The sequence below is a fragment of the Halorubrum sodomense genome (genome assembly GCF_900111935.1).
GTDB classification, from domain to species: Archaea; Halobacteriota; Halobacteria; order Halobacteriales; family Haloferacaceae; genus Halorubrum; species Halorubrum sodomense.
Genome location: NZ_FOYN01000003.1, coordinates 103,686 through 118,788, shown reverse-complemented (window position 1 = coordinate 118,788; position 15,103 = coordinate 103,686). Strand labels below are relative to the sequence as shown.

The 15,103-nt window shown below is 69.2% G+C and carries 14 protein-coding genes; 10 read left to right on the top strand and 4 right to left on the bottom strand.

What is annotated here, in order from left to right; genetic code table 11:
* The first annotated feature begins 68 nt into the window (after nucleotides 1-68).
* Nucleotides 69-1,139: a phosphotransferase family protein gene (locus BM286_RS09995; RefSeq protein WP_092921632.1), complete on the top strand. Its 1,071-nt coding sequence runs from the start codon at nucleotides 69-71 to the stop codon at nucleotides 1,137-1,139.
* A gap of 29 nt (nucleotides 1,140-1,168) precedes the next feature.
* Here BM286_RS09995 and BM286_RS09990 read toward each other — a convergent pair whose 3' ends face one another.
* Nucleotides 1,169-1,966: an aldo/keto reductase gene (locus tag BM286_RS09990; RefSeq protein WP_092921630.1), complete on the bottom strand. Its 798-nt coding sequence runs from the start codon at nucleotides 1,964-1,966 to the stop codon at nucleotides 1,169-1,171.
* Between the two features lie 117 nt (nucleotides 1,967-2,083).
* Between BM286_RS09990 and BM286_RS09985 the strand changes: the two genes are divergently transcribed.
* The gene (locus BM286_RS09985) at nucleotides 2,084-3,013 is read left to right on the top strand and encodes a transcriptional regulator TbsP domain-containing protein (RefSeq protein ID WP_092921628.1); all 930 of its coding nucleotides are present in this window, start codon (nucleotides 2,084-2,086) and stop codon (nucleotides 3,011-3,013) included.
* A 27-nt stretch (nucleotides 3,014-3,040) separates the two neighbouring features.
* Here BM286_RS09985 and BM286_RS09980 read toward each other — a convergent pair whose 3' ends face one another.
* Nucleotides 3,041-4,561, bottom strand: coding sequence for an aldehyde dehydrogenase family protein (locus BM286_RS09980; protein WP_092921626.1), 1,521 nt, complete (start codon nucleotides 4,559-4,561; stop codon nucleotides 3,041-3,043).
* Nucleotides 4,562-4,650: 89 nt separating this feature from the next.
* Here BM286_RS09980 and BM286_RS09975 point away from each other — a divergent pair, with 89 nt between their 5' ends.
* The gene (locus BM286_RS09975) at nucleotides 4,651-5,388 is read left to right on the top strand and encodes a helix-turn-helix domain-containing protein (RefSeq protein WP_092921624.1); all 738 of its coding nucleotides are present in this window, start codon (nucleotides 4,651-4,653) and stop codon (nucleotides 5,386-5,388) included.
* A gap of 642 nt (nucleotides 5,389-6,030) precedes the next feature.
* Here the strand turns inward: BM286_RS09975 and BM286_RS09970 are convergent.
* Nucleotides 6,031-6,897: a proline dehydrogenase family protein gene (locus BM286_RS09970; RefSeq protein ID WP_092921622.1), complete on the bottom strand. Its 867-nt coding sequence runs from the start codon at nucleotides 6,895-6,897 to the stop codon at nucleotides 6,031-6,033.
* 181 nt (nucleotides 6,898-7,078) lie between these two features.
* Here BM286_RS09970 and BM286_RS09965 point away from each other — a divergent pair, with 181 nt between their 5' ends.
* The 6 genes from BM286_RS09965 to BM286_RS09940 are packed head-to-tail and all read left to right on the top strand — an operon-like array spanning nucleotide 7,079 to nucleotide 13,017.
* Nucleotides 7,079-8,368, top strand: a complete 1,290-nt coding sequence (locus BM286_RS09965) for an ABC transporter substrate-binding protein (protein WP_092921620.1) — start codon at nucleotides 7,079-7,081, stop codon at nucleotides 8,366-8,368.
* A 9-nt stretch (nucleotides 8,369-8,377) separates the two neighbouring features.
* Complete coding sequence (locus BM286_RS09960; protein WP_092921618.1) at nucleotides 8,378-9,337, top strand: branched-chain amino acid ABC transporter permease; 960 nt, start codon at nucleotides 8,378-8,380, stop codon at nucleotides 9,335-9,337.
* Nucleotides 9,334-10,515, top strand: coding sequence for a branched-chain amino acid ABC transporter permease (locus tag BM286_RS09955; protein WP_092921616.1), 1,182 nt, complete (start codon nucleotides 9,334-9,336; stop codon nucleotides 10,513-10,515). The genes BM286_RS09960 and BM286_RS09955 overlap by 4 nt, the downstream gene beginning before the upstream one ends.
* A complete protein-coding gene (locus tag BM286_RS09950; protein ID WP_092923209.1) occupies nucleotides 10,508-11,290 on the top strand; it encodes an ABC transporter ATP-binding protein in 783 nt (260 codons plus the stop codon). The genes BM286_RS09955 and BM286_RS09950 overlap by 8 nt, the downstream gene beginning before the upstream one ends.
* Nucleotides 11,287-12,051, top strand: a complete 765-nt coding sequence (locus BM286_RS09945; protein WP_174549001.1) for an ABC transporter ATP-binding protein — start codon at nucleotides 11,287-11,289, stop codon at nucleotides 12,049-12,051. Before BM286_RS09950 ends, BM286_RS09945 begins: the two co-directional genes overlap by 4 nt.
* Nucleotides 12,052-12,084: 33 nt before the next feature.
* The gene (locus BM286_RS09940) at nucleotides 12,085-13,017 is read left to right on the top strand and encodes a DMT family transporter (protein ID WP_092921614.1); all 933 of its coding nucleotides are present in this window, start codon (nucleotides 12,085-12,087) and stop codon (nucleotides 13,015-13,017) included.
* A 25-nt stretch (nucleotides 13,018-13,042) separates the two neighbouring features.
* Here the strand turns inward: BM286_RS09940 and BM286_RS09935 are convergent, their stop codons facing one another.
* Nucleotides 13,043-13,840: an RIO1 family regulatory kinase/ATPase domain-containing protein gene (locus BM286_RS09935; RefSeq protein WP_092921612.1), complete on the bottom strand. Its 798-nt coding sequence runs from the start codon at nucleotides 13,838-13,840 to the stop codon at nucleotides 13,043-13,045.
* 112 nt (nucleotides 13,841-13,952) lie between these two features.
* Between BM286_RS09935 and BM286_RS09930 the strand changes: the two genes are divergently transcribed.
* Entirely contained in the window at nucleotides 13,953-15,101 is a 1,149-nt protein-coding gene (locus BM286_RS09930) for an acyl-CoA dehydrogenase family protein (RefSeq protein ID WP_092921610.1), read from the top strand.
* Nucleotides 15,102-15,103: the final 2 nt, after the last annotated feature.

Below are 15,103 nucleotides of genomic sequence, written 5' to 3'. Positions count from 1 at the left end.
CGATTTCACGTGACACGGTGTGATATCTCTGACAACAATTTTAACACCGGTCGGGGGAGAGAAAACCCATGGACGGCGGCGAATCGACGGCGATCCCGCGGGCCCTCACGGAGGCGTTTCCGGACCGGGCGGTCGACCGGCTGACCGGCGTCGGCCCCTCCTGGAACGGCGCCAACGAGACGGTCGGCGTCGTCTTCACGGACGGTTCGCGGGCGTTCCTCAAGGTCGCGCTCGCCGACGAGAGCCGTCGGCTCGCCCGCGAGCGCGCCGTGCTCCGGTACCTCCGAGCGCACGGTCCGGTTCCGGTGCCCGAGGTGCTCGCGGCCGATCCGGACGGCGACCCGGCGTACCTCGCGACGGCGCCGGCGCCGGGCGAGGGGCTGCTAGAGGTGTACGAGGCCGCGAGCGACCGGGAGCGCGAGCGGTTGCTCCGGCGCGTCGGCGCCGCGATCGCCGCGCTCCACGCCGACCGGTTCGCGAGTCACGGCGAGATCGTCGGCGCGGGGAGCGGATCGGGGACGGAAGGCGGGGCGGACGCGGATCCGATCGAGGGGAGCGACCCCCCGAGCGGACTCGCTATCGAGACCGCACCGTGGACGGACGTGCTGCTCGCGACGATCGACCGGACTCGCGAGATCGGCACGTCCGAGCGGCTCGCCGAGCACTACGACGCGGTGATCGACTGCGTCCACGCGAACCGGGACCTGCTCGACGGCGCGCCCGCGGCGCTGCTCCACGGCGACGTGACGAAGCCGAACCTATTCGTCGCGGCCGAAGGAGACGGAGCGGACGCGCGAGGCGCGTCGAACGGGAACGCCCCGGGCGTCGCGATGATCGACTGGGAGCTGTCTCACGTCGGCGACCCCGCCCGGGACCTCGTCCGCGCGGAGGACCAGCTGCTCAACGGCTTCGACTCGACCGGTCCGGAGCGGTTCGCCGCGGCGCTCCGCGCGGGCTACCGCGACCGAGCCGGCGGACTCCCGGAGGGTTTCGAGCGCCGTCGCCCCGTCTACGAGGTGGTTCGGATGCTGGGGCGCTCGGGCTTTATCGACCAGTGGGCGACGTACCTCGACGAGCCGCTCGACTTCCTCGTCGAACGCGCGGACGCGGAGCTGCGGGCGCGGCTCGACGCGGTGTGACCGGTCGCTCCTCCCGAACGGCGGCCCCCTCACCGGTTCCACGCCGCGTCGTCCGGGTCGATCTGCCGCTCTCCGGGGTCGAGCGCGTCGATCGCGTCGAGGTCGGCGTCGGGGAGGTCGACGTCGAGCGCGCGCAGGTTCTCGCGCACGTGGTCGCCGCGCGCCTTCGGGATCGGCGCGACGCCGCGGTCGAGCGCCCACGCGAGCGCGACGACCGCCGACGAGAGGCCGTTCAGTTCCGCGATCTCGACCACCGCCGGGTCGTCGAGGATCTCGCCGCGGCCGAGCGGGGAGTAGCCGACGAGGCGATGGTCGAGCTCGTCGGCGAGGGCTCGCAGTTCCGGCTGGCGGAACCGCGGGTGACACTCGACCTGGTGGGCCGCGATCGGCGCGTCGAGGATATCGGCGGCCTCGCGCAGCAGGTCGGGGGTGAAGTTCGAGACGCCGACGTGGTCAGTTACCCCCGCGTCGCGGAGGTCGTCGAACGCCGGCAGCGTCGCCGCCGCGTCGTACGCACGGATCGGCCAGTGGACGTACAGGAGGTCGACGCGGTCGAGGCCGAGCCGGTCGAGGCTCGCCCGCGCGGTCTCCCGCACGTCGTCGGGCGCGAGGTTCTCCGGATGGACCTTCGTGGCGACGACCACGTCGTCGCGGTCGACGTCGCTCTCGGCGATCCCCTCGCCGACGGCGGCCTCGTTGTCGTACATCTGCGCGGTGTCGACGTGGCGGTAGCCGGCGTCGAGCGCCGCGGCGACGGTGTCGGTACAGGTCTCGGGGTCGTCGAGCCCGGACGTTCCGAGCCCGATCGACAGGTCCAGCGGTGGCACGCGATCCCGTTCCGCCCGCGGAGTGAAAAAGGCGCGCGAGCCGGCACGACGGGATCCGAGGGCCGGTGTCTCCCGGCGACCCGCACTCTTAATCCGTCGCGCCCGTAGGACGGGTCGATGGCGACCGGCCCCGCGCTGCCCTCGACCCCGGAGCCGCTCCCGCTGGGCGCGCTCTCGGACCCGATCCTCGTCGACCCCGGACCGCGACTGCTCCGCGCGGTCGTCGAGGCGTACCGCGAGGCCGCCCCGGCGCTCGCCGACCCGAGCGTCGCGGATCTAGCGAGCGGGGCGAACGAGGACGGCGGGGACAGCTCCGACCCGTCGAACCTCCCGACGCTGAAGGCCTTCGCGGGCGAGAGAGCGGTCGACGCAGCGACCGCGGGGTTCGGACCGGCGAGCCGGCTCGCGGCGCTCGTCGACGCCGGCGTGGTCGACCTCCGCGTCCTCGATGCGCCGCAGCCGAACCCGGTGCTCGCTGGCGAGGAGACGGGGTTCGCGCTGGTGGAATCGCAAGACTGTGAAGCGGTCGGAGCGCCGAGTCGGTGGCACCGGGTCGGGGGCGACGCCTCGCTCCGCGAGCGGTACGCGTCGGGGTTCGCGGACGCCGAACCGTACCGGCTCCGGACGCCGACCCGGCGGCGAGTCCACGAGGGGTTCGCGGACCGGTGCGACGAGTCCGTCGCGGCGGCGGTGCTCCGGGCGCTCGACGTGACGGAGGAATCGGAGGAGGCGGACCGCGCGGTGGATTCGGAGCTACCGACCGACAGCCCCGATCCGGAGGAGACGCGCGTCCGGGCCTACGCGGTCGGCGCCCGCGAGAAGGTCCTCGACCGCACCCTGCGCCGGGCCTGCGAGGACGCCGGACTCGGGAGCCCGTCGACGTTCACGCGGGTGAAGCGGCTGCTCCGCGAGGCCGACCTGATCGAGACCGTTTCCGAGCCGCAGCCGGTCGGACGCCCCCGGGAACGGCTCGCGGCGCGCGGCGCGCTCGAAGCCGCCGAGACGCCCGCGGAGACGGTCGCGGCGGTGCGGGGCGTGACGGAATAAGGCACGTCGGTCCTCAGTCCGGACCGGTCAGTCGTCCTTCGTCTTGATGTCCGCGGAGAGTCCCTGCGCCATCTCGATCTCCTTCGAGTTGTTCAGGGTCCACGCGGTGCGGTCGGTGACGGCCTCGATCGCCTCGCGGGCGGAGGGGTAGCCGTTGCCGGACTTCTTCACGCCGCCGAAGGGGAGCTGGACTTCGGCGCCGATACACGGGAGGTTCCCGTACGCCAGCCCCAGCTCGGCGCGGTCGCGGTAGTAGTTGATCTGCCGGTAGTCCTCGGAGATGATCGCGCCGGCGAGGCCGTACTCGGTGTCGTTCTGTATCTCGACCGCGCGCTCGATGTCGCCGTCGTACTCCATGAGCGCGACGTGCGGCCCGAACACCTCCTCGCGGGTACACCGCAGGTCCGCGTCGGGGTCCGCCTCGTAGACGAACGGCCCGACCCAGTAGCCGTCCTCGTGGCCGTCCGGGATCTCCTCGTCGTCGAGATCGGTCCGGTCGACGAGTACGTTCACACCCTCCTCGCGGGCCGCCTCGTTGTTCCGGGTGACCTTCTCGCGGTGTTCCGCCTCGATGAGCGGCCCCATGAAGGTGTCCTCGTCGAGGGGGTCGCCGACCGCGACCGACTCCGCGACCTCGACGAACCGCTCCTTGAACTCGTCGTAGACGTCCGTGTGGACGATCAGTCGCTCGGAGGAGACGCAGCGCTGACCGGTCGTCTTGAAGGAGGACATCAGCGCCGAGTGGACCGCGACGTCGAGGTCCGCCGCCTCGGTGACCACGATGGCGTTCTTCCCGCCCATCTCGCAGGCGGCGCGCTTGCCGGCGACGCCGCCGAGCTTGTCTTGGATGTGGTGGCCGACCTCCGCGGAGCCGGTGAACAGCACCGTCGAGACATCGTCGTGCTCGACGATCGCGTTGCCGGCGTCGCCGAACCCCTGGACCATGTTGAACACGCCGTCGGGGATGCCGGCGTCGTCGAACATCTCCGCGATGATCTGCGCGCACCACGGCGTCTGCTCGGCCGGCTTGAAGACGACGGTGTTCCCTTCGACCAGCGCGATGGCCATGTGCCAGTACGGTATCGCGACGGGGAAGTTCCACGGCGTGATACAGCCGGTGACGCCGCGCGGCTTCCGTCGCATGTACGCGTCCTTCGACGGGATCTCCGAGGGGACGATGTCGCCCTTCGGGTGGCGGGCGTCGCCCGCGGCCCACTCGACCATGTGCGCGGCCTCGACCACGTCCGCTCTCCCCTCGCTGATCTCCTTGCCGCACTCCTTGGTGACGATCTCTCCGAGCTCGTCCGTGCGGTCGCGGAGCTCGTGGTACACGTCCCAGAGGTACTCCGCGCGCTGGATCCGCGAGAGCTCGCGCCACTCCTCGAACGCCGCGTCCGCGGCGTCGACCGCGCGGTCGACGTCTTCGGGGGTTCCCTGACGAAACTCCCCGAGCGTCTCTCCGGTCGCGGGGTTCTCGCTCTCGAAGGTCTCGGACCCGTCGCCGTCGACCCACTCGCCGTCGATGTAGTGTTGGTACGGCTGCGCCATGTTCGGCACATCCCGTCGGCACGTCCAAATAACCCACCCTACCATGGTCGGCAGGGTCTTTGTCATGTGGTGCCAAGGAAAGGTGAACAATGGCGACAACCGACGCGGACGGGGCGGGAGAGTGGGCCGGAACCAGGCTCACGCTGGACCTGTGGCATCCGAACTGCTGGGCGATCGAGGCGACGAAAAAGACCGGCGGTGGCGTCCTCGCACACGCGATATACAACTCACCGAGGGCCGAGAGCGACGCGCCGAACACGGTGAACGGCCTGTTCACGGCGTTCGGAGACACGAACGAGGAGGTCGAAGCGCTGCTCGACGCGATCCGCGAGTCCGACCGCGCGGGGAACCTGCTCGAACTACAGGAGCGGTTCGGGCGCGCTCGGGACGCCCCGGGAAACGTCGTTCGCGAGTTCTTCTTGGAGTACGACCCGGCGGACATGGTGTGCCCGACGCTGCTGGAGTACGGCTTCGTCCACAGCGCGCCGGTCCGGATCGAAGAGGGACGAGAGGAGTGGCAGGTGTGTTTCGTCGGGGAGCGCACGGAGATCCGGGAGTCCCTCGACGCGGTTCAGGAGGCGGCCGGCGCGGAGGTGACGGTGGAGTCGATGTCGTCGTCGGGACACGCGGGGCGGACCCCCCGCGAGCAGCGGCTCGACACGCTGACCACGACCCAGCGGAAGGTGTACGAACACGCCCGCGATGCGGGCTACTACGAGTGGCCCCGAGAGGCGTCGACGCGCGAGCTCGCCGACGACCTGAACGTCTCGAAGACGACGCTGCTCGAACACCTTCGGAAGGCGGAGTCGAAGCTGCTGGACCCCTAATCGGCGGTGTCGACAGCGGAGCGAGTGGTAAGAGCGTCAGTTGCGATACAATATTTAAATACCCGCAAGTGGCGGCGACGAGTGCTTATAAATGAAGGCGGTGGCGCGTGCCGGTGAGCGCCGCACCGCGGCGCGAACCGCACGCGCGAGGGAGTCGGGCGCGACGAGGGCGACCGAAGGGAGCCCGAAGGACGCGCCCGACGAGGTTGGGGAGGGATGAGGCTGCGGTGCTGTGCGGTCGGGTGGGACTCAGAGGGGCAGCCGCGAGGCGGGCGCACGCTCGCTGTCGTTCGAGACGCCGAAGGCGTCTCGTGATGACGAGAGAGCTTTGCTCTCTCGAACCACGCTCCTCACTCGGTCGCTACCGCTCCCTCCCTGCGGTGCCTGCGTCGCCTGCGCCCGCCTCGCGGCTGGGGCTTTGGAGGTACTCGCCACCGATCTGCTGGTAGCTATTTATAAATAAGCCGTTGAGGCTTTGGAGGTACTCTCCGCCGATCTACTGTCAGTTATTTATAGGCGAGCGGCTGGGGCTTTGGCGGTGTCCGTTGTCGATCCATCAATCACTTATAAACAGTTGACCGCAACACCACGCTCTGATTGATAAATCGTAACGCCCGATCGCCGGTCTCTGACCCAGTTCGTTCAGCTCCCGACGACCGCGCGCAGCGCGAACAGCGCGTTCGACTTGCGCTCCCGGATCCGCCGGTAGAAGTAGGAGAACCACTTGGAGCCGTACGGGATGTACTGGTAGACCGTCACGTCGTCTTCGGCGGCGAGTTCGAACTGCGCCGACTCCCGGACGCCGGTCAGCATCTGTACTTCGTAGGGGGTCCCGTGTTCGGCGTACAGCTCCGTCGCGTACTCTATCATCGCGGGGTCGTGGCTCCCGACGGCGACGCCGTCGTCGAACGCCTCGAACATGTAGGCGAGGCAGTTGCGGTACGACTCGTCGACTCGCGCCTTCTTTTTATAAGAGATCTCGGCCGGCTCGTCGTACGCGCCCTTGACGAGTCGGACCTTCCCCGGGAGGTCGGCGAGCCGTTCGAGGTCCTCGCGGGTCCGCTTCAGGTTCGCCTGCACGCAGACGCCGACGTTGCCGTCCGTCTCGACCGCGTGCCGTTCGAACGCGTCGAGCGTCACGTCGGTGGTCTCGTGGTCCTCCATGTCGATCCAGACGAACGTGCCCGTCCCGTCGGACCCGGTCGCCGCCGGGGCGTTGGCCGCCTCGACGATGCGCGCGAGGTTCTCTTCGAAGACGTCGTCGCCGACGTCGAGGCCGATCTGGCTCGATTTGACGGAGACGCAGGCGTCGACGCCGCGCTCCGCGATCGCCTCGACGAGGTCGACGTACGCGTCGGCGTCGGCGTCGGCGGGGGGCCGTTCCTCGTAGTGTTCGCCGAGCAGGTTCAGGATGCCGGCCACGCCGCGGTCGTTAAGCCCCTCGACGTGAGCGAGCGCCGCCTCCGGCGTCTCGCCGGCGACAAAGTTGCTCGCGATGGGCGGTATCATACGATCACCGCGGATCCGAAGCGGTATATATTGGTACCCGACCAATTGTTCCGAAAATACATTTCTGTATAAAATGTATTCACTGCCACTACCCGCTGATTCACCGATCTGTCCCGCTCGTCCCGACCATGGACGGGCCGGGGTTGAGGTAGCCGAATGTGCTCGGGACTATCGGAAACATATGTCACGAGATACCACGGACACGACGGACCGGCGAACGCTGCTGAAGCTGACCGGCGGTGCGGGGCTCGTCGGACTGTCGGGCTGTCTCAGTACGACCGACGACGGGGGCGAGGGCGGCGAGGGCGGCGAGGGCGGCGAGGGCGGCGAGGGCGGCGACGGGGGAGACTCGACCGAGGCCTACGAGATCGGGATGGTCGACTCCCAGACCGGGTCGCTGTCGGCGTTCGGCGAGCGGAACCAGCGCGGCGTCAACCTCGCCCTCTCGCGCGTCAACGAGATCGGCATCAACGGGCGAGACCTCGACATCGTCGTCGAGGACTCCGAGAGCGAGAACCAGGGCGGGATCGCGGCCGCCCAGAAGCTCGTCAATCAGGACGGCGTGCCGTTCCTGATCGGCGCGGTCGGCTCTGGCGTCTCGCTGGCCATCTACGAGAGCGTCATCGAGGGGACCGACGTCGTTCAGCTGAGTCAGAACTCCACCGGACTCAACCTCACAGAATTCCCGGGACTGCTCCGGATGTCGCCGTCGGGACGGAGCCAGTCGCTCGCGCTCTCGAACCTCATCACCGACGACGGCTACGACGAGGTGGCGATCACCTACGTCAACAACGACTACGGCCAGAGCCTCACGGACGCGTTCGTCGACGCGTACGACGGCGAGGTCGTCTACAACACGCCCCACGACCAGGACCAGCAGTCGTACTCCAGCGTCATCTCGGAGATGAACAGCTCCGGCGCCGACGCGTGGCTGTTCATCACCTACCAGGCCGAATTCGCGACGATGGTCAACGAGGTGTACTCCTCGGGGTACGAGGCGCAGTTCTACGGCGCCGACTCCGTCTCCGGCGACAACGTCTTGGAGAACACCCCCGAGGGGAGCATTGAGGGGATGAAGATCGTCGTTCCGTCCGCGCCCGTCGAGGAGGAGAACTACCAGTCGTTCGCGGACGCCTTCGAGTCCGAGTACGGCCGGCAGCCGACCTCGTGGGCGGCGTACGCGTACGACTGCGTGATAAACGCCGCGCTCGCGATTCAGGCCGCCGACGAGTTCTCCGGCGCGGCGCTTCAGGACACCGTCCGGCGCGTCTCCGGTCCGGAGGGCGAGGAAGTGACCTCGTTCGAGGCCGCCAGCCAGATCCTCGCGGACGGCGGCGGCCCGGACGACGTCGACTACCAGGGGGTCAGCGGCCCCATCAACTTCGACGAGAACGGGGACCCGGTCGGCTTCCTTCAGGTCCTGGAGGTCCAGGACCACGCGTACGAAGGCATCGACTTCATCGAAGGCTAATTCCGACCGATGACCGTCCTCGGATACCTGGCCAACGGGTTGGTGTTCAGCAGCATCATCGTCCTCGGCAGCATCGGGCTGTCGCTGGTGTACAGCATCGCGGACTTCGCGAACTTCGCGCACGGCGACACGATGACGATCGGCGCGTACTCGGCGCTCGTGACCTTCGGCGCCGTCGGCGGGCTCGGCGGCGCGGTGTTGGGGCTCCCGTACGGCTTCTTCCTGGCCCTGATCGTCGGGATCGCCGTGGCCGCGGTCGTGGCGGTCGCCACCGAGAAGCTCATCTACGAGCCGCTCGACGTCGACTCGATCGGCCTGCTGATCACGTCGATCGGGATCGCGTTCATCTACCGCGCGGTGATCCAGATCCGGTTCGGCTCCGACTTCACTCGGTTCGACGTCCGGCCGCTGCGGCCGATCGAGGCCCTGGTACCGTACGGCGTCCGGATAACGCTCCACGACGTCGCGATATTCGGATCGGCGGTGGCGCTCGTCGTCGGGCTCCACGTCCTGCTCCAGTACACCGACCTCGGTCGGAAGATGCGCGCGATGGCGGACAACCCCGACCTCGCGCGGGTCAGCGGTATCCGGACGAAGCGGGTCAAGCTCTGGACGTGGGTCATCGGCGCCGGGCTCGCCGGCGCGGGCGGCGTGTTCCTCGGGCTCTTCAACCAGCTCGCGCCCCGGATGGGCTTTAACCTGCTGCTGGTGATATTCGCGGCGGTGATCCTCGGCGGGATAGGCTCCGTCTACGGCGCGATGGCGGGCGGGTTCCTCATCGGCATGATAAATCAGCTAACGCCGTTCTTCTCCAACGTGGTCGAGGCGCTACCGATCCGTCCGAACTGGCTCGCGACACTGATCGAGAACCTGGTCACCATCGAGTACGCGAACGCGATCGCGTTCGTGATCATGGTCGTCGTGCTGTTGGTCCGCCCCAACGGGATCGCCGGGGAGGGTGCGACATGAGTCTCCTCGACGACCCGAAAGCGGCGTTCGCCGACCTGACCCGCCCGGAGTGGTGGGTGCTCGGCGTCAGCGTCGCGTTCCTGCTGTTCCTCTTCGTCGCGATGCTCACCGGCGGGCTCAGCCCGACGTACTTCCTGTTCCTCGTCGGACTGGCGGGGATGTACGCGCTGTTGTCCTTCGGCCTGAACGCCCAGTGGGGGTTCACGGGCCTGATCAACTTCAGCGTCGCCGCGTTCTTCGGCATCGGCGCGTACGGCACTGCGCTGATGACCGCGAGCGGCTCGCCGATAGCGGGGGGGTTCAACCCCCTCGTCGGGCTCGCCGTCGCGCTCGTCGTCGCGTTCGTGCTGGCGCTGCTGATCGGTATCCCGACGCTCCGGCTCCGGGCCGACTACCTCGCCATCGCGTCGCTCGGACTCGCGGAGGTCGTGCGGCTGATCGTACTCAACGAGCGGTGGCTGACGAACGGCAGCGCGGGCCTTCGCGGTATCCCCGGATTCTTCGTCGGGTGGCCGGTGCTCTCGACGTTCCCCGAAGCGATGCCGGGACTCCGGTTGGAGGTAGTACCCGGGTCGCCGGTGTTCCTCGAAACGCCGTTCTGGCAGGCGTCGCTGAACGGCCTGTTGGTGGTGGCGTTCGCGGGGGGCGCGTACCTCGTACTCAGGCGTGCGCACCGGTCGCCGTGGGGGCGCGTGTTGCGCACGATCCGCTCCGACGAGGACCTCGCGCGGGCGCTGGGCAAGAACACCTACTCGTTCAAGATGCAGTCGTTCGTCCTCGGCAGCCTGATCATGGCGCTGGCCGGCGTGTTCTACGCGCATCTGAATCTCTACGTCGGGCCGGGCGACCTGGACCCGATCACGACGTTCTACGCGTGGGTCGCGGTAATCCTCGGCGGCAGCGGCTCCAACCGCGGGGCGCTGTTCGGCGGTGTCGTCATCGTCACGATCCGCGAGGGGACGCGCTTCCTGAACGACGTGGCGCTCCCGATAGACCCCGCGCCGCTACGGCTGCTGTTGATCGGCGTCGTCATCGTCGCCGTCATGCGCTACCGGCCTCAGGGGGTCCTTCCGCCGCAGCGGGAGCTGATCTGGCCGAGCGCCGTCGACGGGGGCGGAACGCCCGAGACGCCGGACAGCGGCGTCCGCGAGCGCAAGGGAGGTGGCGGCGATGAGTGACGCCGACACCGAGAACGTCGTCCTCCGCGTCGACGACCTCCAGAAGTCGTTCGGCGGGCTCGCGGCGACCGACCACGCCACCTTCGACGTCGAGCGCGGGACGATCACTGGCCTCATCGGTCCGAACGGGGCCGGCAAGTCGACCATCTTCAACCTCATCTCCGGGTTCTACGAGCCGGACGGGGGGACGGTCGAGGTGAACGGGACGGACGTGACCGGCATGGAGCCGTACGAGGTCGCCGAGCGCGGCCTCGTCAGGACGTTCCAGACGCCCCGGAAGCTGGAGGGGATGACGGTGCGCGAGGCGATGCTGGTCGGGCCGCGGAAGCAGCCCGGCGAGTCGTTCCTCACGCTGTTCACCTCGCCCGGCACGGCCGCCGAGAGCGAGTCGGCCAACCTCGCCGAGGCGGAGCGGATCTTGGCGGAGTTCGAGATCGACCACCTCGCGACCCAGCCCGCCACCGACATCTCCGGCGGGCAGATGAAGCTCGTCGAGCTCGCGCGGGCGATGCTCGCCGAGCCGGAGGTGCTGCTGCTCGACGAGCCCGTGGCGGGGGTGAACCCGACGCTGGCGAAGAAGCTCAAAGAACAGATCCGGCGGCTCAACGAGCAGGGGACGACGTTCCTGCTCATCGAACACGACATGGAGTTCGTGATGGACTTGGCGGACCCGATCGTCGTCTTAGATCAGGGACACGTCCTCACCGAGGGGCCGCCGCACTCGGTCCGCAACGACCAGCGCGTCATCGACGCGTACCTCGGAGGCGGCGCATGAGCGACGGAATGACGGACGACACGACCGGGGCCGCGGACGGGCCTCACGGCGGAACCGATCCCGTGCTCTCGCTGTCGGGCGTCGACAGCGGGTACGGCGAGGTACAGGTGCTCGACGACTGCTCGGTCCGGCTCGATCCGGGCGAGATCGTCTGTCTGGTCGGCCCGAACGGCGCCGGCAAGTCGACGGTCCTCAAGACCGCGTTCGGGATGTTGACCCCGTGGACGGGGACCGTGGAGTACCACGGCCGCGACATCGGCGGGATGGCGCCCGAGGAGATCGTCCGCGAGGGGATCGGCTACGTCCCCCAGACCGACAACGTGTTCGGCTCGCTGACGATCGACGAGAACCTCCGGATGGGCGGCGTCGCCCGCGACGGGGGGCTCGAAGAGGTGATCGAGACGCTGTACGACCGGTTCCCGATCATCGACGAGAAGCGCGGCTCGAAGGCGAAGACGCTCTCCGGCGGCCAGCGCCAGGTGCTCGCGTTCGCCCGCGCCCTGGTGATGGAGCCCGACGTGCTGCTCATCGACGAGCCCTCCGCGGGGCTCGCCCCCAACACGGCCGACGACGTGTTCGAGGACGTCCGGGAGGTCAACGACATGGACACGGCGATCCTCATGGTCGAGCAGAACGTGACGAAGGGGCTCGGCATCTCCGACCGCGGCTACGTCCTCGATCAGGGGACCGTCCGGTTCGAGGGGACGCCGGAGGAGCTGCTGAACGACGAGGAGGTCTCCCAGCTGTACCTGGGCGGCTGAGTCCTCTCCCGGCTCGCCTCCCGATTCCACTCAATGCCCACGTTCGGACGGTACGCGTTCGCCCTCGCGCCCCTCGCAGCCGCGGCGCTGTGGGGCGGGATGTACGTCGTCAGCAAGTGGGGGTTCGCGCTGATCCCGCCGGTGACGCTCGGGTTCCTCCGGGTCACGCTGGGCGCCGGGGCGCTCTGGCTCGTCGTCGCCGGCCGCGGCGACGCCGCGCCGTCGCGCGAGGAGTGGCCGACGTTCGCGGCGCTCGGCGGCTGGGTGACCCTGACGGTCGCCACGCAGTTCGTCGGCACGGAGCTGACGAACGCCAGCCAGGGCTCGCTTTTGACCGTCCTCACCCCGGTGTTCACCGTCGCGCTGGGGGCGCTCGCGCTCGGAGAGCGCGTCACGCCGGCGAAGGCGGGAGGGATGACGCTCGCGGGCGTCGGCACGGCGGTCGTCCTCGCCGGGCGGTACGAGCTCGCGTCGGTCGCCGCCGGCAACCTCCTCGGCGTGGCGCTGCTGCTCATCGCGAGCGCGGCGTGGGCCGGGTACACGGTCTGGGGGCTCCGCGCGGTCAGGCGACACGGGGCGCTCCGCGCGGCGACGTACTCCTCGCTTGCGAGCGTCCCGATGCTCGGAGCCCTCGCGGCCGGCGAGCTGTGGTATCTCGGCCGATCGCCGACCGAACTCCCGCTCACCGTCGAGTCGGCGGCCGCCGTGTCGTACCTCGGACTCGCGTCGACGGCGGCGGCGTGGTTCCTCTGGTACAAGGGACTGGAGTACGTCTCCGCCGGGACGGTCGCCGCGTTCTTCTTCGCACAGCCCGTCGTCGGCGCGGCGCTCGGGGCCGCGCTGCTCGGGGAGTCGCTCGGCCCGGGCTTCCTCGCCGGCGGCGCGCTGATGGCCGTCGGCATCTGGATCGTCAGCCGCGAGCGTGCGGGTCCCGTCGACGGACCGGCGGACTCGACCGGGTACTGAGACGGGTATCGGCGGCGAGGAACCCCTACGCCGTGCGCTTCTCGAGTTCGCCCGTCAGCGTCGCAGCGTCGAAGTCGTGGTCCGGGCGGATCGCGACGAAGTCGAGGAACCGGCGCGCCGCGAGGAGCTCGTCGGGTGAGTAGCTCGTCAGCGCGGCCTCGATCGCGTCGGCCGCGCCGATCAGCGGCTCCAGCGCCGCGAGCGCGCTCGCGAGGTCGTAGGCGCGGGCCGCCTCGCGCCCGTCCTCGCTCACGCGGGTCGCGTCGATGACGTAGAGCTCGCCGTCCGCAACGAGGACGTTCTCGGCCCGGAGGTCGCCGTGGGTGAGCCCGGCGTCGTGGACCGTCCGGAGCGTGGCGAAGAGATCGGGCGCCAGCCCGGCGACGGTCTCCGCGTCGAGCTCGCCGAGGGTGCGGAACTCGGGGAGGTACTCTAAAACGAGCACGCCGAGGCCGTCGACCTCGAACGCCTCGATCGGCTCGGGCGCGTTGACTCCGAGCTCGCGGACTCGCCGCGTCGCCTCCAGCTCGTGGCGCGCCATCTCGTACGGGGTCTCGTGGCGTTCGAAGAAGCCCTCCGTGCCGGCCGAGAACGCCCCGAGATTCCGCCCCGTCGTGAACAGCGCGTGGACGAGCGTGTTCTGTCGCGTGATCACCTTCACGAAGAGGTCGTCGTCGACGACCATCGGCGTCGACAGCCAGTTGTCGGCGTCGAGGAACCGCACGCGGGTCTCGTCGCGATCGTATCGGTCCGCCAGCTCGCGCGCGACCCGCTCGATGTCGGGCCAGTCGACGCGACCGCGGACGAGCTGCCGGAACTCCATACCGGCGGAACGCGGCGACGCCTCATAAGTCGTCGGCTCGCGGTCGACCCCGACAACACGGACTGTCACGGACGTTCGCATCGTTTATGCCCGCGGGTCGCAATTCTTGCCCATGGACTTCGAGGTACCCGCCGAACACCGGATGATACGCGACACCGTCCGGGAGTTCTGCGAGGCGGAGATCGCCCCCATCGCGCAGGAGATCGAGGACGAACACCGGTTCCCCGAGGAGGTGTTCGAGTCGCTCGCGGAGCTCGACATGATGGGCGTCCCGGTCTCGGAGGAGTACGGCGGCCTCGGCGGCGACCAGCTCATGTACTCGCTCGTCACGGAAGAGATCGGCCGCGTCTCCGGCGGGATCGGCCTCTCGTACGCCGCCCACACCTCGCTGGGCGCGAAGCCGATCGACCTGTTCGGCACCGACGCACAGAAGGAGCGGTGGCTCCGGCCGCTCGCGGAGGGCGAGGGGATCGGCGCGTGGGCGCTCACGGAGCCGGGCAGCGGCTCCGACGCCTCCGACATGGACACGACGGCCGAGTACGACGCCGACGCGGGCGAGTACGTGCTCAACGGCACCAAGCAGTTCATCACGAACGCGAACGTCGCGAACTCGATCCTCGTGAAGGCCGTCACGGACCCCGAGGCCGGCTACGACGGCATCTCGACGTTCATCGTCGACCCGGAGAACGACGACGGCTTCGAGGTGACGACCGTCTGGGACAAGATGGGACTCAACTCCTCGCCGACCTGTGAGATCCAGCTGGACGACGTGCGGATCCCGGACGACCGGCTGCTCGGCGAGGCGGGCGAGGGGTGGACACAGACGATGAAGACGCTCGACGGCGGGCGGATCTCCATCGCCGCGCTCTCGGTGGGCCTCGCGCAGGGCGCCTACGAGGCCGCGAAGGAGTACGCGGGCGAGCGCGAGCAGTTCGGGAAGCCGATCGCGAAGTTCGACGCGGTCCGCGACAAGATCGTCCACATGCACCGCCAGACCGAGCGCGCCCGCCTGCTGACCCACCGGGCCGCGTCGAAGTACGACGCCGGCGAGTCGGTGACCCGCGAGTCGGCGCTGGCGAAGCTCGACGCCAGCGAGGCGGCCCGCGAGGTCGCCGAGGAGGCGGTCCAGACGCTCGGCGGCTACGGCTACACGACCGATTTCGCCCCGCAGCGGTTCTACCGCGACGCGAAGCTGATGGAGATCGGCGAGGGGACGAGCGAGATCCAACACGTCGTCATCGGCCGCGAACTGGGGCTGTAAAC